Source organism: Hansschlegelia sp., from assembly GCF_035538955.1.
Lineage (GTDB): Bacteria > Pseudomonadota > Alphaproteobacteria > Rhizobiales > Methylopilaceae > Methylopila.
Map to the genome: position 1 here is coordinate 1 of NZ_DATLJK010000011.1, position 18,257 is coordinate 18,257.

Genomic DNA, 18,257 nt, shown 5'->3' on the forward strand with positions numbered 1-18,257 from the left:
AAACGTCTAACCGCCGAAGTCTCTGTACATGCCCCCAGCTTTACGCCAGAGGCCGCAAGAACCCCGCCGACCACGTTTCTCTTTCAATAAATCTACTTGTCAAACAGCCAACAGACGACAAAACCGCCTGCTCCCAGCCAACAGGAAAGACCCGTCAGCCAGTCGAACCCGCCAAACCGGCCTTAGCCGACGATGCGGCATGCCATGCTGGAGAGACTGATCGGGGCGTCGCCGGAACCGCTTGGCTCCGTCGTCGTCCCGGTGTGAGGGCTATATACGCCGCGGCGTTTCGGGGTGTCAACGATCGCGTTCCAAAAAAAATGACGTCCCGATGAACCTTTTTGGATTGGCTTAGAAGATCAACGGCTACCGGCGAGGCGGGGGCCGCGCGGGCTGTAGAGCGGACGTCGCCGGGCCGGCGGGCGTTGGCGCAAGGCGTTGAGACTCGGGCAAAATTCGCAGAAGCCCAACTCACGCCATAATGCCCGGGCCTCTCGAGGACGGGATGCCGGATCCGCTCAGCCGTTGGCGGCCCGCGCGTCTCGCTATACCGTCGCCGCCCGTTCCGACGCGTCGAAGCTAAACCACCCCGGGAGCGCCACCGCATTGCACGCCGGACGCCCAGCGCGCAGCCTCGCTCTCCGCGCCCCCGCCCTTGATCTGGCGGTCGACGCGCTGAGCGTCGGCGGAACGGCGGGTCCCCCGGATCCGCGCGCGGTCAGTCTGCGGTGGCTCGCCGCCACCGTCCTGACCGGCATGGCGGGCGCGGGCCTCCTCGGCGGCGCGATCATCTCCACGCTTCAAGATGGCGCGCATATCGCCGACGCCTTCCGGCGAACCTTGCCGCTCGAGCGGCCGGACGAGGAGCGGCTCAGCAACGGCGCCCGCAAGGGCGACCGGCTATCCGCCGAACCCGAGGCGCCAGCGGCGCGGCAGACGATGCGCGTCAGCACGACGACCCGGCATGGCGACCGGGAGGTGGTGAAAATGCGCCCCTTCGTTCGGGTGAGCGCGCCGCTCGCGCGGGCCCCGACCGAGTTCGCGGCGCAGGTGCCGCCTTTCGATCCCATGAAGGCGGTGGCCGCCGAGCCGGATCGCACGCAGCCGGACAGCGATCCCGATGGCGACCTGTCCTTCACGGTCAGCGACCTCGGCCGCGAACGAATCGCGCCGGACCAGGGACCGACGGTGCCGCCCGCCGAGGTGCGGACCGCGGTCCGCGAGACCGCCGCGTTCGAGCTCGCCTCGCGCTATCAGCCGGCGCAGATGGCCCCCGGCGCGCAGAGCCGTCTCGCCTATGCGGCCGAGGCCGCCGGACCGGTGCTGGCGTCGGCCGACGCACGGGCCGCGCTGCCGAACATGACGCTGGTCGCCAAGTCCGCCCCGGACGACGCTGGCGCCGCGGCCCCCGGCGAGAACACGGTGGCGGTCACGGCCGACGGGCCGCTCGCCCAGGCGCTGACGCGCGACGCCGACGTCGCGCCGGAGGACGCGGCCCAGATCGCCGCCCGATTCGCCGGCCGCGACGGATACGGCGTCGCGAGCGTCTCGGCCGGACAACGCCTGAGGGTGCTGATGGGCCGCTCGGCCGCGCCCGGCCTGAACCGGCTGCAGCCGGTGCGCGTCAGCCTGTTCGACGCCGATGGCGGCCATGTCGGTTCGGTCGCGCTGTCCGACATGGGCGACTACGTGCCGATCGCGGATCTTGCGGACCTCGGCGACGAACCGGCCCTCGACGAGGAGGGCGGCGACGAGCAGGACGAGGATCGGCCCAACGGCGCCAAGAAGATGCGGCTCTACAACGGGCTCTATGAGGCCGCCCTGCGCAACGACGTGCCGAAGCCGGTCATCGACGAGATGGTCCGGATCGTCTCCTACGACGTCGACTTCAACAGGGCGGTCGGCCCGACCGACAGCTTCGAGGTGTTTTACTGCGACCCTGAGGAACAGGGCGGCGACGGCGAGGTGGCGCTCATGTCGCTGCGCGTCGGCGGCGAAGAGCGGCGGTTCTACCGGTTCGAGACCGACGACGACGGCTTCACCGACTATTACGACGAGAGCGGGAAGTCGGCGAAGAAGTTCCTGATGCGGAAGCCCATGAATGGCGGCGTGATGCGCTCGGGCTTCGGGTTCCGGCGCCACCCGGTGCTTGGCTATTCCAAGATGCACACCGGCGTCGACTGGGCCGCCGCCGTCGGAACGCCAATCATGGCGTCCGGAAACGGCACCGTCGAGAAGGCCGGCTGGACCAGCGGCTATGGCCGCCAGGTCCGACTCCAGCACGCCAACGGCTATGAGACGACCTACAACCACATGTCGGGCATCGCTCGCGGGATCAAACCCGGGGCGCCCGTGAAGCAGGGTCAGGTGGTCGGCTATGTCGGATCCACCGGCCTGTCGACCGGAGCGCACCTGCATTACGAGGTGCTGATCAACGGGCGCTTCGTGAACCCGATGACCATCAAGCTGCCGCGCGGCCGCGAACTCGACGGCGAACTGCTGGCGGGCTTCGAGAAGGAACGCGAGCGGATCGACGGCCTGGTCGGTCGCGGCGCCGCAACCGCGGCGAAGGCGGCTTCGAACGAGAACGGCGGCTGAGATCAGGGGCGGCGGGAAACCCGCCGCCCCTGCCCGCTCCTCAGGCCGCAGCCGACACGGCGCGCCGCCCGATCACCAGGCCGGTGCCCGAGGCCGTCACCGGCACATGGTCGCCGTCCCGCACGTCGCCCGCCAGAATCAGCTCCGCAAGCGGATCCTGCACGTATTTCTGGATGACGCGCTTCAGCGGACGCGCGCCATAGGCCGGATCGTACCCCTTCTCGGCGAGCCAGGCTCGCGCCGACTCGTCGACCTCGAGGGTGATCTTGCGGTCCTCGAGCAGCTTGCGCAGCCGCCCGAGCTGGATGTCCACGATGGCGCCCATCTGCTCCCGCTTCAGCCGGTGGAACAGGACGATGTCGTCGATCCGGTTCAGGAATTCCGGGCGGAAATGCGCGCGCACCACCCCCATCACCTGATCCCGCACCGCATCGGTGTCTTCGCCCTCGGGCTGGTTGACGAGGTACTCGGAGCCGAGGTTCGACGTCATCACCAGCAGGACGTTGCGGAAATCGACCGTGCGCCCCTGCCCGTCCGTGAGCCGCCCGTCGTCGAGCACCTGCAGCAGGACGTTGAACACGTCCGGATGCGCCTTCTCGACCTCGTCGAACAGCACGACCTGATAGGGACGGCGCCGGACCGCCTCGGTCAGCGCCCCGCCCTCCTCGTAGCCGACATAGCCGGGAGGCGCGCCGATCAGGCGGCTGACGGCGTGCTTCTCCATGTATTCCGACATGTCGATGCGCACCATCGCGGTGTCGTCGTCAAACAGGAAGGCGGCGAGCGCCTTGGTGAGTTCGGTCTTGCCGACGCCGGTCGGCCCGAGGAACATGAACGAGCCGATCGGCCGGTTCGGATCCTGCAGGCCGGCGCGCGCGCGACGCACCGCGGTCGAGACCGCCTGCACCGCCTCAGCCTGGCCGACGACGCGCCTCGCGAGTTCGTCCTCCATGCGCAGCAGCTTGGCCCGCTCGCCCTCGAGCATCTTGTCGACCGGCACGCCCGTCCAGCGGGACACCACCTGAGCGATCGAGTCGGGAGTGACCACCTCCTGCATCATGGAGGTCGGGCCGCCGGCGTCTTCGGTCTCCTTCAGCTCGCGCTCGAGCTTCGGGATCACCCCGTAGGCGAGCTCGCCCGCGCGGGCGAGATTGCCCTGCCGCTGGGCCTGCTCGAGTTCGATCCGCGCCTGATCGAGGCTCTCCTTGAGCTTCTGCGCGCGGCCGAGCTTGTCCTTCTCGTTCCGCCAGCGGGTCTCCAGAGCTCCGGCCTCCTCCTCGAGCTCCGCCAGCTCCTTCTCGAGCCTCTGAAGCCGGTCCTTGGAGGCCTCATCGGTCTCCTTCTTCAGCGCTTCGCGCTCGATCTTGAGCTGGATGATTCGCCGGTCGAGCTCGTCGAGCTCCTCGGGTTTCGAATCGACCTGCATCCTGAGCCGCGCTGACGCCTCATCCACAAGGTCGATCGCTTTGTCTGGCAGGAAGCGGTCCGTGATGTAGCGGTTCGACAGCGTCGCAGCCGCGACCAGCGCGGAGTCGGCGATCCGCACGCCGTGATGCAGCTCGTACTTCTCCTTGATGCCGCGCAGGATCGAGATCGTGTCCTCGACGGTGGGCTCAGACACGAACACGGGCTGGAAGCGGCGCGCGAGCGCCGCGTCCTTCTCGACGTGCTTTCGGTATTCATCGAGCGTGGTCGCGCCGACGCAATGCAGCTCGCCGCGCGCCAGCGCCGGCTTCAGCAGGTTCGACGCGTCCATGGCGCCATCCGCCTTGCCCGCGCCGACCAGCGTGTGCATTTCGTCGATGAACAGGATGATGCCGCCGGCGGCGGACTGCACCTCCGACAGCACGGCCTTCAGCCGCTCCTCGAATTCGCCGCGATATTTCGCGCCGGCGATCAGCGAGCCCATGTCGAGCGCCAGCAGCCGCTTGTCGCGCAGCGATTCGGGCACGTCGCCATTGATGATCCTGAGCGCCAAACCCTCGACGATCGCCGTCTTGCCGACGCCAGGCTCGCCGATCAGCACCGGGTTGTTCTTGGTGCGGCGGGACAGGACCTGGATGGTGCGGCGAATCTCCTCGTCCCGGCCGATCACCGGATCGAGCTTGCCGTCCCGCGCCGCTTCGGTGAGGTCCCGCGCGTATTTCTTCAGCGCGTCATAGGCGTTTTCGGCGGTCGCAGAATCGGCCGTCCGGCCCTTCCGCAGTTCCTCGATGGCCTTGTTCAGCGACTGAGGGGTCACGCCAGCCGCCGCGAGCGCCTTTCCGGCCTCTGTGTCCTTCTCGGCCGCAAGCGCCGTCAGCAGCCGCTCCACTGTGACGAACTGATCGCCGGCCTTCTTCGCGAGTTCCTCCGCGGAGGTGAACACGCGCGCGGTCGCAGGCGCGAGATAGATGTTGCCCGCTCCCGATCCGCCCACCGTGGGAACCTTGCGAAGCGCGGCCTCGACGGCGGCGCGCGCGTCGACCGAGCGGCCGCCGGCGCGATCGATCAGCCCGGACGCCAGCCCCTCGGGATCGTCTAGAAGAACTTTGAGCACGTGCTCCGGCAGAAGCTGCTGGTGCCCCGCGCTCGCAGCCGCGCTCTGCGCGGCCTGGAGGAATCCTCTCAAACGTTCGGTGTAGATATCCGGATTCATTCCCGTCTCCTCTCGAGCACGCCGACAGCGCCGCTGCCCTTCGGGCCTCCGCGGCCGGCGACCGATCGCCGGTCGGCGCCCCATCCCGGCGCCGCTTGCGACGCCCAGAGCCCCCTTGGCGAGCTCCTCCAGCCGATATGGTGTTGCCCATCGGCCACAAAAGAGGATGGTAGCCCTTTCAGGCCGCAAATCATTGACAGCGATCAAGAGCCGAGATGAATGAGAGCACGGGCCGGGTCACGGCCATCAGACGTTTTCCGGTGAAGGGGCTTTCGCCCGAGGATCTCGCTTCGGCTCCGGCCGAGGTCGGCCGTCCCATCGTGGGCGATCGGGCCTTCGCGGTTGAGAACGGTCCGTCCGGCTTCGACCCGGCGAAGCCTTCCAAGATCCCAAAGACCCGCTTCCTCTGCCTCATGAGGAACGCCCGGCTCGCCGCGCTTTCGACGCGCTACGACGCCGGCGCGGGTCTGCTGTCGATCAGGCAGGCTTCCGAAGATCTCAGTTTCGACCTGTGGTCGGAGGACGGTCGCGCCGAGCTCGAAGCCTGGCTCACCGGCTTCATGGGCGAAGAGGCGCGGGGGCCGCTGAGGCTGCTTCCCGCCCCGGAGGGCCACACATTTTCGGACACGGCGCGTGGCGTGCTCTCGATCATCAACCGCGCGAGCGTTGGGGCGATCGGCGAGATGATGGACGCGCCGGTCGATCCGCTGCGATTTCGCGGCAATCTCGAGATCGAGGGTTTCGCGCCATGGCAGGAGCTCGACTGGGTCGGCCGGACGCTCAGGATCGGAGAGGTCGAATTGCGGGTCGTCCAGCGCACCGTGCGATGCGCCGCGGTCGAGGTCGATCCCGCGACCGCACGCCGCGACCTGCCGATTCCCGCGAGGCTGCAGAAGCGCCTCGGCCATGCCGACTGCGGGGTCTATGCGGAAGTCGTCTCGCCCGGCCGCCTGGAAGCAGGCGCGGTCGTCACGCTCGTCTGAGGGCTCCAAATGAAAAGAGCCGGAGCGGCGACCGCTCCGGCTCTTTTCAGTCAGGTTTGAAGCCTCGGGATTACTCCGAAGGAGCGTCCGACGCCGCAGGGGCGTTTTCTTCGCCGGCTCCGTCTTCGCCCGAAGCAGCGCCACGACCATATCGGCCGTAGCGGCGACGCCTGCCGCGCGACGGCGCCCGCGCCTCGTCGGAGGACGCATCGCCCTCAGCGCCGAACTGTTCGCCGGCCGCAGCCCCAGGGGCGGCGGCTTCGGTCACCACAGGCTCAGGCATCGGCCGCTCAGCCGGCGCCTCAGCCGCAACCGCGGGCGCATCTCCGGTGATGAAGGCGGGGAGCTCGCTCACGAACGGCGGCTGATCGTCCTGCCGCTCCGGCCGCGGTTGCCGCTCGCCGCGGTCATTGCGCTCCTGGCCGCGCTCGCCCCGGTTCTCGGGACGATCGTTGCGGTCGAAGCGGTTGTCGGGACGGTCGCGCCGGTCGTTGCGGTCATTTCGGCGGGGTTCGCCCTCGCGGCCGCCCTGCTGATAACCGTTGTTAGGCCGATTGGGCTGGAACCGCTGCTGAGGATTGCCGCCGCCCTGCTGGCCGCCATTCTGCGCCGCCGCCGGCTGGCCGTTCTCGTGGCCGTTCGCCTGGCCGCCGCCCTCGCCTTCGCCGCCCTCTTCATCCCCTTCGAAATCGGAGAAGTCGTCGGCGTCGGCGCGTACGAAGGTCTGGTGCGGCTGATACTGCGCCTGAGCAGCCGCCAGAAGGCGGTAATAGTGCTCGGCGTGCTGGAGATAGTTCTCCGCCGCGACCGGATCGCCGGACGTAAGCGCATCGCGGGAAAGCTGAACGTACTTGTCCGCAATGGTGGCCGCGGTCCCGCGAATCTTAACGTCGGGCCCGTTCGACTCGTAGCTGCGCGTCAGCGGGTTCGGGCCCTTGCCGCCTCCCCCGCCGCCGCCGCCGCCCCCACCACCGCCGCGGCCGCGTCCCCGCATCCGCTTCGACTGTCCTTGCCTCATGGGGTTCAAGATCAACACTCGTCTTGCTGTGATGGCCCTTCGGGCCGGGAGCGACCGTCCGCGTCGTCCGCCACACGCCAGCTGCGCCGAAACTCCGCACGTCCCAGAAGGGGCGCGCCAAGCCACCGGCGTCAGGCTCTACTGCGGGAGCACGAAGCCCGCTGAAGACCCGGCATGATCGAAGCTGTGCGTCGATCTTTCAGAGCCCGTCGCGACCATCGGCCGGATCAACGAAGCACTGAAACCATCCATCCGTCGCTCACTGTCACGCCAGCAGGCGCGATGGGCGTCGGATGATTCCGGTGCTGAACATAGACGCCGCGCCAACGGATTCCAAGGTCTTTTTGCCGACAAGCCTGCGTGGGGCTACGCCCGGCTCAGAACGATCGCGCGGGGAATCCCTGCGAGATCGTCGGCTAGGCCGAGCGTCCCGAAGCCGGCTTCGCGCGCCAGGCCTGTCACATCGGCGCTCTGGCCGGCGCCGAGCTCCATCGCCAGAACGCCTCCCTCGGCGAGAAGCCGCGGCGCGTCCTGCAAGATCGTAGCGTAAGCGGCGAGGCCGTCCGCGCCTCCGTCGAGGGCAAGAAGCGGATCGTGCCGGGCGACCTCTGGCGCGAGCCGAGCGATCTCGGACCGCGGAATATAGGGCGGGTTCGAAACGACCAGATCGAAGCGCCGCTCGAGCGCCGCCGCCCAGTCGCCGACGAGGAAGCTCGCGCGCTGCAGAAGACCAAGCGCCGCCGCGTTGGCCCGGGCCGCAGCCGCTGCGCCCGGCGAGCGGTCCACGCCCAGCCCCCAGGCGTCCGGCCGCTCGCTCAGAAGCGCAAGCAGAAGGCATCCGCTGCCGACGCCGAGATCCAGGATCGACAACGGCCCGCGCCGCGGCGCGATCGCCTCGAGCGCGGCCGCCACCACGGTCTCCGTGTCGGGACGCGGAGACAGCGTGTCGGGCGTCAGCCGGAACGGCATGCCCCAGAATTCCCGGACCCCGAGAATCCTGTCGATCGGCTCTCCCCGAAGGCGCCTCTCAAGCATCTCCTCGAGCCGCGCCAGTTCAGACGGGTCGGCCGGGTCCGGACCACGCGCGACAAGCTGCGCAAGGTCGATGCCGAACGCGGCCTGCGCCAGAAGACGGGCGTCGAGTTCCGGCGCGTCCAGACGAGCGCGGCGGAGCCTCGCGGCGGCCGAGCGAACCGCCTCGCTTCTCGTCACGCCGCCTCGTCTTCCGCGGCGAGCAGCCGCGCCCTCTGCTCTGCGGCCAGAGCGTCGATGATCTCGCCCAGCGCCTCGCCTTCCATGACTGCGTCGAGCTTGTGAAGCGTCAGACCGATGCGGTGATCGGTCACCCGCCCTTGCGGGAAATTGTAGGTGCGGATGCGTTCTGACCGGTCTCCGCTTCCGATCTGGCCGCGCCGCGCGTCGGCGCGGGCGCCGTGGATCCGCTCACGCTCGATGTCGAACAGCTTCGCGCGCAGCAGTTCGAGCGCGCGCGCACGGTTGCGGTGCTGGGAGCGTTCGTCCTGCACCGCGACGGCCAGTCCGGTCGGGATGTGAGTCACGCGCACCGCCGACTCGGTCTTGTTGACGTGCTGCCCGCCGGCTCCCGAGGCCCGGAAAACATCGAAGCGCAGATCGGAATCGTCGAGCGCGACGTCCACTTCCTCCGCCTCCGGCAACACCGCGACGGTCGCGGCCGAGGTATGTATGCGACCGGAGCTTTCCGTCGCCGGCACGCGCTGAACGCGGTGCACGCCCGACTCGAACTTCAGCCGGCCGAACACGCCCGCTCCGTCGATCTTGGCGACGATCTCCTTGAAGCCGCCCGCCGTCCCTTCGCTCGCGGTCAGCACCTCGACCCGCCAGCCCTGAGAGTCCGCGTAGCGCTGATACATGCGAAACAGATCGCCGGCGAACAGCGCAGCCTCGTCGCCGCCGGTCCCCGCGCGCACCTCAAGGATGACGCCGCGGGCGTCAGCGGCGTCCTTCGGAAGCAGCTCGATCTGCAGCGCGTCGACCGCCGCGTCCCGCCGCGCGCGGGCCTCCTCCTGCTCGGCTGTGGCCAGCGCCCGCATCTCGGGGTCGGTCGCGGCGTCTTCGATCAGCTTTCCGAGATCGATGAGCTCGGCGTCGGTCGCGCGCAACGCCCGGATCGCCTCCACGACCGGTTCGAGCTCGGCGCGCTCGCGACCGAGCCGCGCCAGCGTCTCGCCGTCCGTCGTTTCGCCCAATGCGTTTTCGACGACGGCGAATCGCTCGAGCACGGCCTCAAGCCGCTCTTCTGGAAGTCCGGCGCTCACGTTTCGACCTGGAGATTCTTCTTGGCCGCAAACTCGCGGAGGTCGGCGCGGAGCGATCCTGCGCCGTCCCGCCGCGCCAGCAGCGGCTGAATGAACGCAGTGATCTCGCCGGCGTCGAGATCGAGCAGAGCCGCCTTGACCTGGCCGATGGCGGCCGGGGACATCGACAGCGCCCGATAACCGAGGCCGATGAGCGCCATGGCTTCGAGCGGCCGGGCGCCTATCTCGCCGCAGAGCGTCACCGGCCGGCCCGCCTCGTTCGCTTTGCTGGCGACGTGCGCAAGCGTTCGCAGAAAGGCCGGACTGAGCGGATCGAACCGGCTCGCGACCCGGCCATTGCCGCGGTCGACCGCAAACAGGAACTGCATCAGGTCGTTCGAGCCGACCGAGAGGAAATCGGCGCGCTCCAATATCTCATCGAGTTGGAACAGCAGCGACGGCACCTCGATCATCACCCCGAGCGCCAGCGACGACGGCACCGGGTGGCCGTGGCGCACGAGCCGCGCATGCTCGCGACGAACGATGTCGCGCGCGGCGTCGAATTCTGTGACGCAGGCCACCATCGGGAACATGATCTTCAGGTCGCGGCCGCCGGCCGCGTTCAGCAAGGCGCGGATTTGCGTCCGGAGCAAGGCCGGCCGGTCGAGGCCGAGCCGGATCGCCCGCCAGCCGAGGGCGGGATTCTCCTCGGGCTCCGCCCGCATGTAGGGCAGGATCTTGTCACCCCCCACATCGAGCGTTCGGAAGGTCACCGGCTTGTCGTCGGCCGCGTCCAGCACCGCGCGATAGAGCTGCTGCTGCGCGGCGGTGCGCGGCATCGAGGCGGCCACCATGAACTGGAGCTCGGTGCGGAACAGGCCGATGCCGGCTGCGCCGGTCTCGGCGAGATGCGGCAGGTCGACGAGAAGGCCCGCGTTCAGCATCAGCGAGACCTTGGCGCCGTCGCTCGTCTGCGACGGCCGGTCGCGCAGCGCGCGGTACTGCTCCTGGCGACGGGCGCGGAACCGGACCTTGTCCACATAGGCGCGCTCGACGTCGCTCGTCGGCCGAACGTGGACCTCGCCCGACACGCCGTCGACGATGATGGCGTCGCCGCTCTCGACCAGCCCGCTCGCATTCTCGATCTGCCCGACGGCGGCGATGCCAAGCGCCCGCGCCACGATCACGACGTGGCTGGAGGTCGAGCCCTCTTCCAGTACGAGGCCGCGCAGCCGCGTGCGGTCATAGTCCAGCAACGCCGCAGGCCCCATCGAGCGCGCCACCAGAATCGCGTTCTCGGGCAGCTGCGTGGTCTCCGGGATCATCCCCTTGCCGGGGGAGACCAGCTCGCGCAGCAGGCGGTTGGCCAGATCGTCGAGGTCGTGGAGGCGCTCGCGCAGATAGGGATCGGTCTGGCGCTGCATCCGGGCGCGCGTGTCGGACTGGACGCGCTCGACTGCGGCCTCGGCGGTGAGGCCCGTCAGCACCGCCTCCTGAAGCCTGCGGCCCCAGCCGCGATCGTTCGCGAACATGCGGAACGCCTCGAGCACGTCGCGATGCTCGCCGGTGCGGGCGAAATCACCCTCGTCGATCATGACGTCGATCGACGCGCGCAGGCCCTTCAGCGCGGCTTCCAGGCGCTTGAGCTCCGCCGCCGAATCCTCGGCGATCAGCTTCTTCACCACGACGCGCGGCTCGTGCAGCACGACATGGCCGAGACCGATGCCTTCCGAAAGGGCGACGCCGGTCGCATGCGCCGGCCGCCGACCCGCGGGCTCGAACCCCTCGCCGACGCCGGCGAGCTCGCCGCTCGCGATCATCTCGGCGATCACCATCGCGGTGGTCTGGAGCGCCTCGATCTCCTCGTCCGAATAGGTCCGGTGCGACTTGTTCTGGACGACCAGCACGCCGAGCGTGTTGCCGGCCCTGAGGATCGGCACGCCCAGGAACGAGTGATAGATCTCCTCGCCCGTCTCCGGCTTGTAGGAGAAGGCGGGATGCGACTGCGCGTCGGACAGGTTGACCGGTTCGGCTTCGTCGGCGACGAGGCCGACGAGGCCCTCGCCCTTGTGCATCGTGGTGCGATGCACGGCCGCGCGGTTCAGACCCTCGGTGGCGTAGAGCTCAAGGTCGCCGTCGGTGCGCAGCACATAGACCGAGCAGACCTCGGCGACCATGTTCGCTGCGATCAGGACGACGATGCGATCGAGACGCTCCTGGGCCGCGACCGGCTCAGCCATGACCTCGCGCAGCCGGCGCAAAAGCACGCGCGGGCCGCCATACGCGCCTCGCATCTTCCGCTCTCCGGATGGAGGGAGCTCCCCCGCCTCAACCGCCCTGTGGGTCGCCCTCGCGCGCCCGAAAGACCTGTGACTCTCAGGCCTTGTCCAGCCCGTATAGCGAATGCAGCGTTCGCACGGCAAGCTCGGCATAGGCCGCATCGATCAGCACCGAGATCTTGATCTCGGAGGTGGTGATCGCGCGGATGTTCACGCCCCGTTTGGCGAGCGCCTGGAACGCCTGGGCTGCGACCCCGGCGTGGCTGCGCATGCCGATGCCGATCACCGAGACCTTGCAGGCGTCGGCCTGCGTGTTCAGGCCGGCGAAGCCGATCTCGGACTTTCTGGCGTTGAGGATGTCGATCGCGCGCGCCTGGTCGGAGGTCGGCAGCGTGAAGGTGATGTCGGTCGTCTTGCCGTCCTCGGAGATGTTCTGGACGATCATGTCGACATTGATCGACGCCTCGGCCAGCGGGCCGAACACGCCGGCGGCGACGCCGGGCCGGTCCTCGACTCGGCGGAGCGTGATCTGGGCCTCGTCCTTGGTGTAGGCGATGCCGGTGACGACCTGCTGTTCCACGATCTCTTCCTCGTCGCAGATGAGAGTTCCCGGCGGCAGGCCGCCCGGTCCGGTCTGGGGGGCGTCGGGCGCGTCGAAGCTCGACCGCACGAAGACGCGCACCTTGTGCACCATGGCCATCTCGACCGAGCGCACCTGGAGAACCTTGGCGCCGAGCGACGCCATTTCGAGCATTTCCTCGAACGCGATGCGATCGAGCCGCCGCGCCTGCGGCACGATCCGCGGGTCGGTCGTGTAGACGCCGTCGACGTCCGTATAGATGTCGCAGCGGTCCGCCTTCACGGCGGCCGCCACCGCGACCGCGCTCGTGTCCGAGCCGCCGCGCCCGAGCGTCGCGATGCGGTTGTCCGGCGCGATGCCCTGAAAGCCCGCGATCACCGGAACCTGGCCGTCGGTCATGCGGGAGACAAGCGACTCGCCCTCGATCGAAGCGATGCGGGCGGAGCCATGCGCCCCGTCGGTCCGCAGCGGGATCTGCCAGCCCTGGAAGGAGCGCGCCGGAACCCCGATCGCCTGCAGGGCGATCGCCAGCAGGCCGGAGGTCACCTGCTCGCCCGAAGAGACGATCGCGTCATATTCGCGCGCGTCGTGGATCGGCGAGGCTTCGCGCGTCCAGCTCACCAGCTGATTCGTCGCCCCCGCCATGGCGGAGACCACCACGGCCACCTCATGCCCGGCGTCGACCTCCCGCTTGACGTGCTGCGCGACGTTGCGGATGCGTTCGACGTTCGCGACGGAGGTGCCGCCGAACTTCATGACGATGCGGGACATGGCGGGAATGCGGCTTTCAGCGAGGTCGGACCGGCGGGCGGAGTTAAGCCGCCGGCCGAAAAGGCGCGTATAGATAGCCAAGCCCCTCCGCCGACACAACGCCGCAGGAACTCTGCTTATGGCCATGGCCGACCGCGCCCACTCCGCCAGTCTCGACGCCGAGGAGGTCGCCCGTTTCGAGGCGCTCGCGGCGCGCTGGTGGGACCCGGACGGGCCGATGAAGCCGCTCCACCGCTTCAATCCGGCGCGCGTCGCGATTTTCCGGGACGCGATCGCCGCCCGGTTCGGCCGGGACGCGCGCGCGATGCGGCCGCTCGAGGGACTCCGGCTGCTCGACGTCGGCTGCGGGGCGGGCGTTCTGGCCGAGCCGCTGACGCGCCTCGGCGCTGACGTCACGGCGATCGATCCGGCGCCTGATCTGATAGCCGCCGCCAGGAAGCATGCCGCCGACCATGATCTCGAGATCGCCTATCGGGCGGCGACGGCGGAAGAGCTTGCGGCGGAGGGTGCCCTGTTCGACGTCGTCATCGCTTCGGAGGTGGTGGAGCACGTCACGAGCGTCCGTGACTTTGTCGCCGTGGTGGCCTCGCTTGTGCGGCCGGGGGGCCTCGCCCTCTTCTCGACGATCAACCGAACGCTCGTGGCGCATGCGCTGGTCATCATCGGGGCGGAATATGTGCTGCGGTGGCTGCCGCGCGGAACCCACGCCTACGAGAAGTTCGTGACGCCTGAGGAACTCGGGCGCGCATGCCGCTTGGCGGGCCTCGAGGTCTCCGACGTGCGGGGCGTGAAGTTCAACCCGCTCCGGAACGCGTGGGGGGCGAGCGCCGACCTCGCGGTCAACTACACGCTCGCCGCCGTGCGTCCGGACGCCGCTTAGCGGGCGTCCTGCGGATGCTGGATCTGCGCCGGGGCCGCCGAAGCGGAGCCGTCGCCGAATGCGAAGGCGAGATGCATCGCCACGATCGGCGCGAAGATCAGTCCGAGCAGCACGATCATCACCAGATCGGTGCCATGTTCGCTGCGCGCGATCTCGCCGGGCGCGGCCACGCGCTCGGCGCGCGGACGTACGATAAAACGCTTGAGAAGTGCCATGGCTCACCTCTTCCGACCGGCCGCACGGGCCGGTCGCGGGCGAGCCCGATCGGACGATCAGGCGCGCTGGGCGCGAGCGGCCGCGTACGGCGCGGTCAATCGACTACTGTCGTCGTCTGACATCGAAGGTCCGAAGTCCTGTGGAAGCCGCGCTCCCGAAGGCCCGCGCAGCGACTTGCTGAGCTAACGATTTCCGACACGAAGTCAAGCCGATGCGGGACTGCGGCGGATCAGTTTTCGTCCTCGGGGAAGGCAGGAAGCGGATAGACCGGGACGCCTTCTTCGAGCAGCGCCTTCGCCTCCTGAGCGGTCGCGCGTCCGCGGATCGGCCGATGCTCGATCTCCTCCGCGTGCATCTGCCGCGCGACCTCGGGAAACCGCTCGCCGACATCCTCGGACGTCTGACGGACGTGCGCCTTCAGTTCACGGAGCAGTCCGCGGAGCTTTTCGTCGCGGCCGGAGACCAGCGAGACGGGTGGGCTCTCCGCTTCAGGCGTCACTGGTTCGTCGCCCCCGCGGGATCGTGCGGAGGCGAGCGCCGGGGCCATCAGCGCCTTTCGAACGTCAACAGACCCGCAGGCGGGGCATGACAGCAGGCCCCGCGCCTCCTGGGAGTCGAAGTCGCTCGCGGAGCGAAACCACGCGTCGAAGCCGTGGCCGTCGCCGCAGAGGAGGTCGTAACGGATCATCGGAATCAATCAGCCGCCGACGGCGTCGCGCAGAAGGGTCGGTTCGTTGGAGACCGGCAGTACGCTGAAGCGGCGGCCATTTTCAAGCGATGGGATGCGCCGCCGGATCTCCGGCGCCTTGTCGAGATCGATTTCGGCGAGAACGACGCCCGGCGAGTCGCCGGCTTCGGCGAGCACGCGGCCCCAGGGGTCTACGATCAGGCTGTGGCCGAAGGTCTCGCGGCCGTCCTCGTGCTTGCCGCCCTGCGCCGCGGCGACCACGAAAGAGCCGGTCTCGACCGCCCGCGCGCGCAGCAGGATGTGCCAATGCGCCTCGCCGGTCTTCTTGGTGAAGGCCGCCGGCGAGGCCAGCACCTCCGCCCCGGCCTCCGCCAGCGCACGGTGCAGCGTCGGGAAACGGACGTCGTAACAGATGGTCATTCCGAGGGCGCCCCACGGAAGCCGGGCCGTCACCGCCTGCTCGCCGGGCCGATAGGTCTCCGATTCGCGCCAGGTCTCGCCGTCCGGCAGGTCGACGTCGAACATGTGGATCTTGTCGTAGCGGGCGATGATGTCGCCCTCCGGATCAATAAGAAAACTCCGATTCGCCGCGCGTTCGCCTTCGAGCCGGATCGCAAGCGAGCCGAGGTGAAGATGGATGCCGGTTGCGCGCGCGAGTTCCTGAAAGGCGGCGAGCGCCGGGCAGGCGTCCTCGGGCAGGATGGCGTCGAACAGCTCCGCCCGCGACCGGACAAGGATGTTCGTCATCTCGGGCGTCTGGACGTACTCGGCGCCCTGCTCGACGGCTTCGCCGATGAGCCGGACCGCTTCCTCGACATTCCTAGAGACGGTTCGGCCGGACCGCATCTGAACGCAGGCCGCCGTGAAGGTGCGCTTTGTCATGGGACCGGTCACGCCGCGAGCAGCGGGTCGAGCCCGCCGGAGCGGTCGAGCGCGTAGAGGTCGTCGCAGCCGCCGACATGGCGGCCGTCTATGAAGATCTGCGGCACCGTCGTGCGTCCGCCGGCGCGCGAGATCATCTCGGCGCGCCGCGCCGGCTCACGGCCGATGTCGATCTCCTCGAAGGAGACGCCCTTCCGGTCGAGCAGGTCCTTGGCCATGTCGCAATACGGACAGGTGGACCGCGAGAAGATCGTCACGGACGGCATGGGCGCCTCTGGGAGCGGATCGGAGCCTGGACGATATAGAACGTCAGCCGTCCTTCACAACCAGCGCGAACACCAGCACGTCGACGCTGGCCGCACCTGCGCGCCGGACAAGCCGCGCGAGCCGGTCGACAGTTGCCCCTGTCGTCAGCACGTCGTCGACCAGAACCACCGCCCTGCCGGCGAGAGCCGCGGACGCGCCTTCCGCGAGGCTGAAGGCGCCGGCGAGGTTCTGCGCCCGCTGGGCGGCGCTCAGACCGACCTGGGGCGCCGTGCGCTTGCGCCTGATCAGAAGGTCCGTGCGAAGCGTCGCTCCGGAGGTCCGGGCGACCGCGCGGGCGAGCAACGCCGCCTGATTGAACCGCCGCGTCCAGAGCCGGAGGCGATGCAGCGGCACCGGCAGCAGCAGCGGCTCGCCCGACAGCAACTCGTGGCCCGCCCGCGCCATCATCGCGCCGAGCGGCCGGGCCAGGTGGGCTCCGTCGGCGTATTTCAGGCGGTGGACGAGTTCCCGGGCGACGCCGTCGAAGCGCGCCGCCGCCCGGGCGCGGTCATAGGCCGGCGGCCTGGCGATCGCGGCGGGGGACAGCAGACCGGGCCCGTAATCGGCGGGGAACGGCGTCCCGAGCCGCTCGCAGAACGGGCGCTCGATCAGGCCGAGCCTGCTCCAGCAGCCCGCGCAGACGCCGCCCGCGTTTGTGACAGGCTTCGCGCAGGCGAGGCATTGCGGCGGGACCGCGAAATCGAGCGCCGCGCTCGCAGCGCGCGCCGCAGCCGCGCGGGCGAATGACATCGCCCGAACAGCGGAAGACGCTTGCAACAGCACAGGCGCTTCAAAGGGCATCGCAACTCGGCTCGCGCTGCACTAAACGAGATGTCCGCACGCCGCCTCGGAGCCGTCAATGCCAGTTCTGAACTCGATCCTCGGCGACTTCATCCGCGTTGGATCGCTCACCATCATCGACGGCAAGGGCCGCCGCCATGTCCTGAGCGGCGCGCCTGGCCCCGCCGTCACCGTCAAGCTGCATGACACCAAGCTGCACCGGCAGTTGCTGCTGAACCCCGAGTTCCATACGGGCGAAGCCTATATGGACGGCCGGCTGACCATCGAGCAGGGCACGCTGCGCGACCTGCTCACGCTCTACGCCGTCAACCGGACCAGCCTACGGGCCCAGCCGATCCAGCGGACGCTGCGCGGCTGGATCAAGCGCATGCGGCGCTTCGCGCCGAAGAACGACGTCAGACGCTCGAAAAAGAACGTCGAGGCGCATTACGATCTCTCGAACGAGATGTACCGCCTGTTCCTCGACGAGGGGCTCAACTACTCCTGCGGCTATTTCCGCTCCGCCGACGACACGCTCGAGCAGGCGCAGGTCAACAAGCTCCGTCACATCGCGGCGAAGCTCGATCTCAAGCCGGGCCAGAAGGTGCTGGACATCGGCTCGGGCTGGGGATCGATGGCGATCTATCTCGCCGAGGCCTGCGACGTCGAAGTGCTCGGCGTGACGCTTTCGACCGAACAGCACGCGCTCGCCACGCAGCGGGCGGCGGAGCGCGGACTGTCGGACCGCGTCCGGTTCGAACTGCGCGACTACCGCGAGGTCACGGGCAAGTTCGACCGCATCGTCTCGGTCGGCATGTTCGAGCATGTCGGCCTGGCGAATTTTACGGCCTTCTTCGAGAAGGTGCGACAGCTGCTCACCGAGGACGGCGTCGCGCTGCTGCACTCGATCGGCCGCAAGGGCGGCCCGGGCTCCACGGGCGCCTGGATCAAGAAGTACATCTTCCCGGGCGGCTATGCGCCGGCCCTCTCGGAGGCGACAGCCGCCATCGAGGGCTCGAAGCTCTGGATCGACGACATCGAGATCTGGCGGCTGCACTACGCCGAGACGCTGCTCGCCTGGGGCGACCGCTTCGCGGCGAACCGCGACAAGGCCAAGGCGCTGCTCGGCGAACGGTTCTGCCGCATGTGGGAGTTCTATCTGCTCGTCAGCGAGTTCAGCTTCCGCTACGGCAAACACATGGTGTTCCAGGTGCAGCTGAGCCGGAGCGTCGACGCCCTGCCGCTCGCCCGCGACTATATGGTCGAGGCGGAACGGCGGCTCGAGGACCGAGAGCGCCGGGCGCATCCCCGCGTCGAAGCGAAGGGCGCCTGACGAGCAGCTTGCGCCGGGCGGCGGGAGCG

General features: G+C 69.0%; 15 protein-coding genes. 4 read left to right on the forward strand and 11 right to left on the reverse strand.

Annotated features, from left to right (window positions below; genetic code table 11):
* Nucleotides 1–606 precede the first annotated feature (606 nt).
* Entirely contained in the window at nucleotides 607–2,598 is a 1,992-nt protein-coding gene (locus VM780_RS08100; protein WP_325446764.1) for a M23 family metallopeptidase, read from the forward strand.
* 40 nt (nucleotides 2,599–2,638) lie between these two features.
* On the opposite strand, the gene clpB is transcribed toward VM780_RS08100, so the two are convergent.
* Nucleotides 2,639–5,236: an ATP-dependent chaperone ClpB gene (gene clpB / locus VM780_RS08105; RefSeq protein WP_325446765.1), complete on the reverse strand. Its 2,598-nt coding sequence runs from the start codon at nucleotides 5,234–5,236 to the stop codon at nucleotides 2,639–2,641.
* A 215-nt stretch (nucleotides 5,237–5,451) separates the two neighbouring features.
* Here clpB and VM780_RS08110 point away from each other — a divergent pair, with 215 nt between their 5' ends.
* Nucleotides 5,452–6,219, forward strand: a complete 768-nt coding sequence (locus VM780_RS08110) for an MOSC domain-containing protein (RefSeq protein ID WP_325446766.1) — start codon at nucleotides 5,452–5,454, stop codon at nucleotides 6,217–6,219.
* A 70-nt stretch (nucleotides 6,220–6,289) separates the two neighbouring features.
* Here VM780_RS08110 and VM780_RS08115 read toward each other — a convergent pair whose 3' ends face one another.
* The 5 genes from VM780_RS08115 to VM780_RS08135 all read right to left on the reverse strand — a co-directional run bounded on the left by VM780_RS08115 (nucleotide 6,290) and on the right by VM780_RS08135 (nucleotide 13,143).
* Nucleotides 6,290–7,213: a DUF4167 domain-containing protein gene (locus VM780_RS08115; RefSeq protein ID WP_325446767.1), complete on the reverse strand. Its 924-nt coding sequence runs from the start codon at nucleotides 7,211–7,213 to the stop codon at nucleotides 6,290–6,292.
* A gap of 390 nt (nucleotides 7,214–7,603) precedes the next feature.
* Nucleotides 7,604–8,449: a peptide chain release factor N(5)-glutamine methyltransferase gene (gene prmC, locus VM780_RS08120; protein ID WP_325446768.1), complete on the reverse strand. Its 846-nt coding sequence runs from the start codon at nucleotides 8,447–8,449 to the stop codon at nucleotides 7,604–7,606.
* Nucleotides 8,446–9,534 (reverse strand): peptide chain release factor 1, encoded by a 1,089-nt coding sequence (prfA, locus tag VM780_RS08125; RefSeq protein WP_325446769.1) that lies wholly within the window; start codon nucleotides 9,532–9,534, stop codon nucleotides 8,446–8,448. Before prfA ends, prmC begins: the two co-directional genes overlap by 4 nt.
* Nucleotides 9,531–11,807: a phosphoenolpyruvate--protein phosphotransferase gene (gene ptsP, locus VM780_RS08130; protein WP_325446770.1), complete on the reverse strand. Its 2,277-nt coding sequence runs from the start codon at nucleotides 11,805–11,807 to the stop codon at nucleotides 9,531–9,533. Before ptsP ends, prfA begins: the two co-directional genes overlap by 4 nt.
* 82 nt (nucleotides 11,808–11,889) lie before the next feature.
* Nucleotides 11,890–13,143, reverse strand: a complete 1,254-nt coding sequence (locus VM780_RS08135) for an aspartate kinase (protein ID WP_325446771.1) — start codon at nucleotides 13,141–13,143, stop codon at nucleotides 11,890–11,892.
* A gap of 124 nt (nucleotides 13,144–13,267) precedes the next feature.
* Here VM780_RS08135 and ubiG point away from each other — a divergent pair, with 124 nt between their 5' ends.
* Entirely contained in the window at nucleotides 13,268–14,023 is a 756-nt protein-coding gene (ubiG, locus tag VM780_RS08140; RefSeq protein WP_325446772.1) for a bifunctional 2-polyprenyl-6-hydroxyphenol methylase/3-demethylubiquinol 3-O-methyltransferase UbiG, read from the forward strand.
* On the opposite strand, the gene VM780_RS08145 is transcribed toward ubiG, so the two are convergent.
* The 5 genes from VM780_RS08145 to VM780_RS08165 form a co-directional block, all read right to left on the reverse strand.
* A complete protein-coding gene (locus VM780_RS08145) occupies nucleotides 14,020–14,238 on the reverse strand; it encodes a hypothetical protein (RefSeq protein ID WP_325446773.1) in 219 nt (72 codons plus the stop codon). The genes ubiG and VM780_RS08145 overlap by 4 nt on opposite strands.
* A gap of 230 nt (nucleotides 14,239–14,468) precedes the next feature.
* Entirely contained in the window at nucleotides 14,469–14,927 is a 459-nt protein-coding gene (locus tag VM780_RS08150) for a DUF1178 family protein (RefSeq protein ID WP_325446774.1), read from the reverse strand.
* A gap of 9 nt (nucleotides 14,928–14,936) precedes the next feature.
* Nucleotides 14,937–15,809 (reverse strand): carbon-nitrogen hydrolase family protein, encoded by an 873-nt coding sequence (locus VM780_RS08155; protein WP_325446775.1) that lies wholly within the window; start codon nucleotides 15,807–15,809, stop codon nucleotides 14,937–14,939.
* Nucleotides 15,810–15,817: 8 nt separating this feature from the next.
* On the reverse strand, nucleotides 15,818–16,075 hold the full coding sequence (gene grxC, locus VM780_RS08160) for a glutaredoxin 3 (RefSeq protein ID WP_325446776.1): 258 nt from the start codon (nucleotides 16,073–16,075) through the stop codon (nucleotides 15,818–15,820).
* Between the two features lie 43 nt (nucleotides 16,076–16,118).
* Nucleotides 16,119–16,865 (reverse strand): ComF family protein, encoded by a 747-nt coding sequence (locus VM780_RS08165; protein WP_325446777.1) that lies wholly within the window; start codon nucleotides 16,863–16,865, stop codon nucleotides 16,119–16,121.
* A gap of 109 nt (nucleotides 16,866–16,974) precedes the next feature.
* Here VM780_RS08165 and VM780_RS08170 point away from each other — a divergent pair, with 109 nt between their 5' ends.
* Nucleotides 16,975–18,228 (forward strand): cyclopropane-fatty-acyl-phospholipid synthase family protein, encoded by a 1,254-nt coding sequence (locus VM780_RS08170; RefSeq protein WP_325446778.1) that lies wholly within the window; start codon nucleotides 16,975–16,977, stop codon nucleotides 18,226–18,228.
* The last annotated feature ends 29 nt before the right edge of the window (nucleotides 18,229–18,257 follow it).

What these genes read in the sequence shown, in the direction of transcription:
- clpB (WP_325446765.1), bottom strand. Translation starts at nt 5,236, where the DNA reads ATGAATCCGGATATCTACACCGAACGTTTGAGAGGATTCCTCCAGGCC.
- grxC (WP_325446776.1), bottom strand. Translation starts at nt 16,075, where the DNA reads ATGCCGTCCGTGACGATCTTCTCGCGGTCCACCTGTCCGTATTGCGAC.
- VM780_RS08115 (WP_325446767.1), bottom strand. Translation starts at nt 7,213, where the DNA reads ATGCGGGGACGCGGCCGCGGCGGTGGTGGGGGCGGCGGCGGCGGCGGG.
- VM780_RS08170 (WP_325446778.1), top strand. Translation starts at nt 16,975, where the DNA reads ATGCCAGTTCTGAACTCGATCCTCGGCGACTTCATCCGCGTTGGATCG.
- VM780_RS08165 (WP_325446777.1), bottom strand. Translation starts at nt 16,865, where the DNA reads ATGTCATTCGCCCGCGCGGCTGCGGCGCGCGCTGCGAGCGCGGCGCTC.
- VM780_RS08135 (WP_325446771.1), bottom strand. Translation starts at nt 13,143, where the DNA reads ATGTCCCGCATCGTCATGAAGTTCGGCGGCACCTCCGTCGCGAACGTC.
- ubiG (WP_325446772.1), top strand. Translation starts at nt 13,268, where the DNA reads ATGGCCGACCGCGCCCACTCCGCCAGTCTCGACGCCGAGGAGGTCGCC.
- ptsP (WP_325446770.1), bottom strand. Translation starts at nt 11,807, where the DNA reads ATGCGAGGCGCGTATGGCGGCCCGCGCGTGCTTTTGCGCCGGCTGCGC.
- VM780_RS08110 (WP_325446766.1), top strand. Translation starts at nt 5,452, where the DNA reads ATGAATGAGAGCACGGGCCGGGTCACGGCCATCAGACGTTTTCCGGTG.
- VM780_RS08150 (WP_325446774.1), bottom strand. Translation starts at nt 14,927, where the DNA reads ATGATCCGTTACGACCTCCTCTGCGGCGACGGCCACGGCTTCGACGCG.
- VM780_RS08155 (WP_325446775.1), bottom strand. Translation starts at nt 15,809, where the DNA reads ATGACAAAGCGCACCTTCACGGCGGCCTGCGTTCAGATGCGGTCCGGC.
- VM780_RS08145 (WP_325446773.1), bottom strand. Translation starts at nt 14,238, where the DNA reads ATGGCACTTCTCAAGCGTTTTATCGTACGTCCGCGCGCCGAGCGCGTG.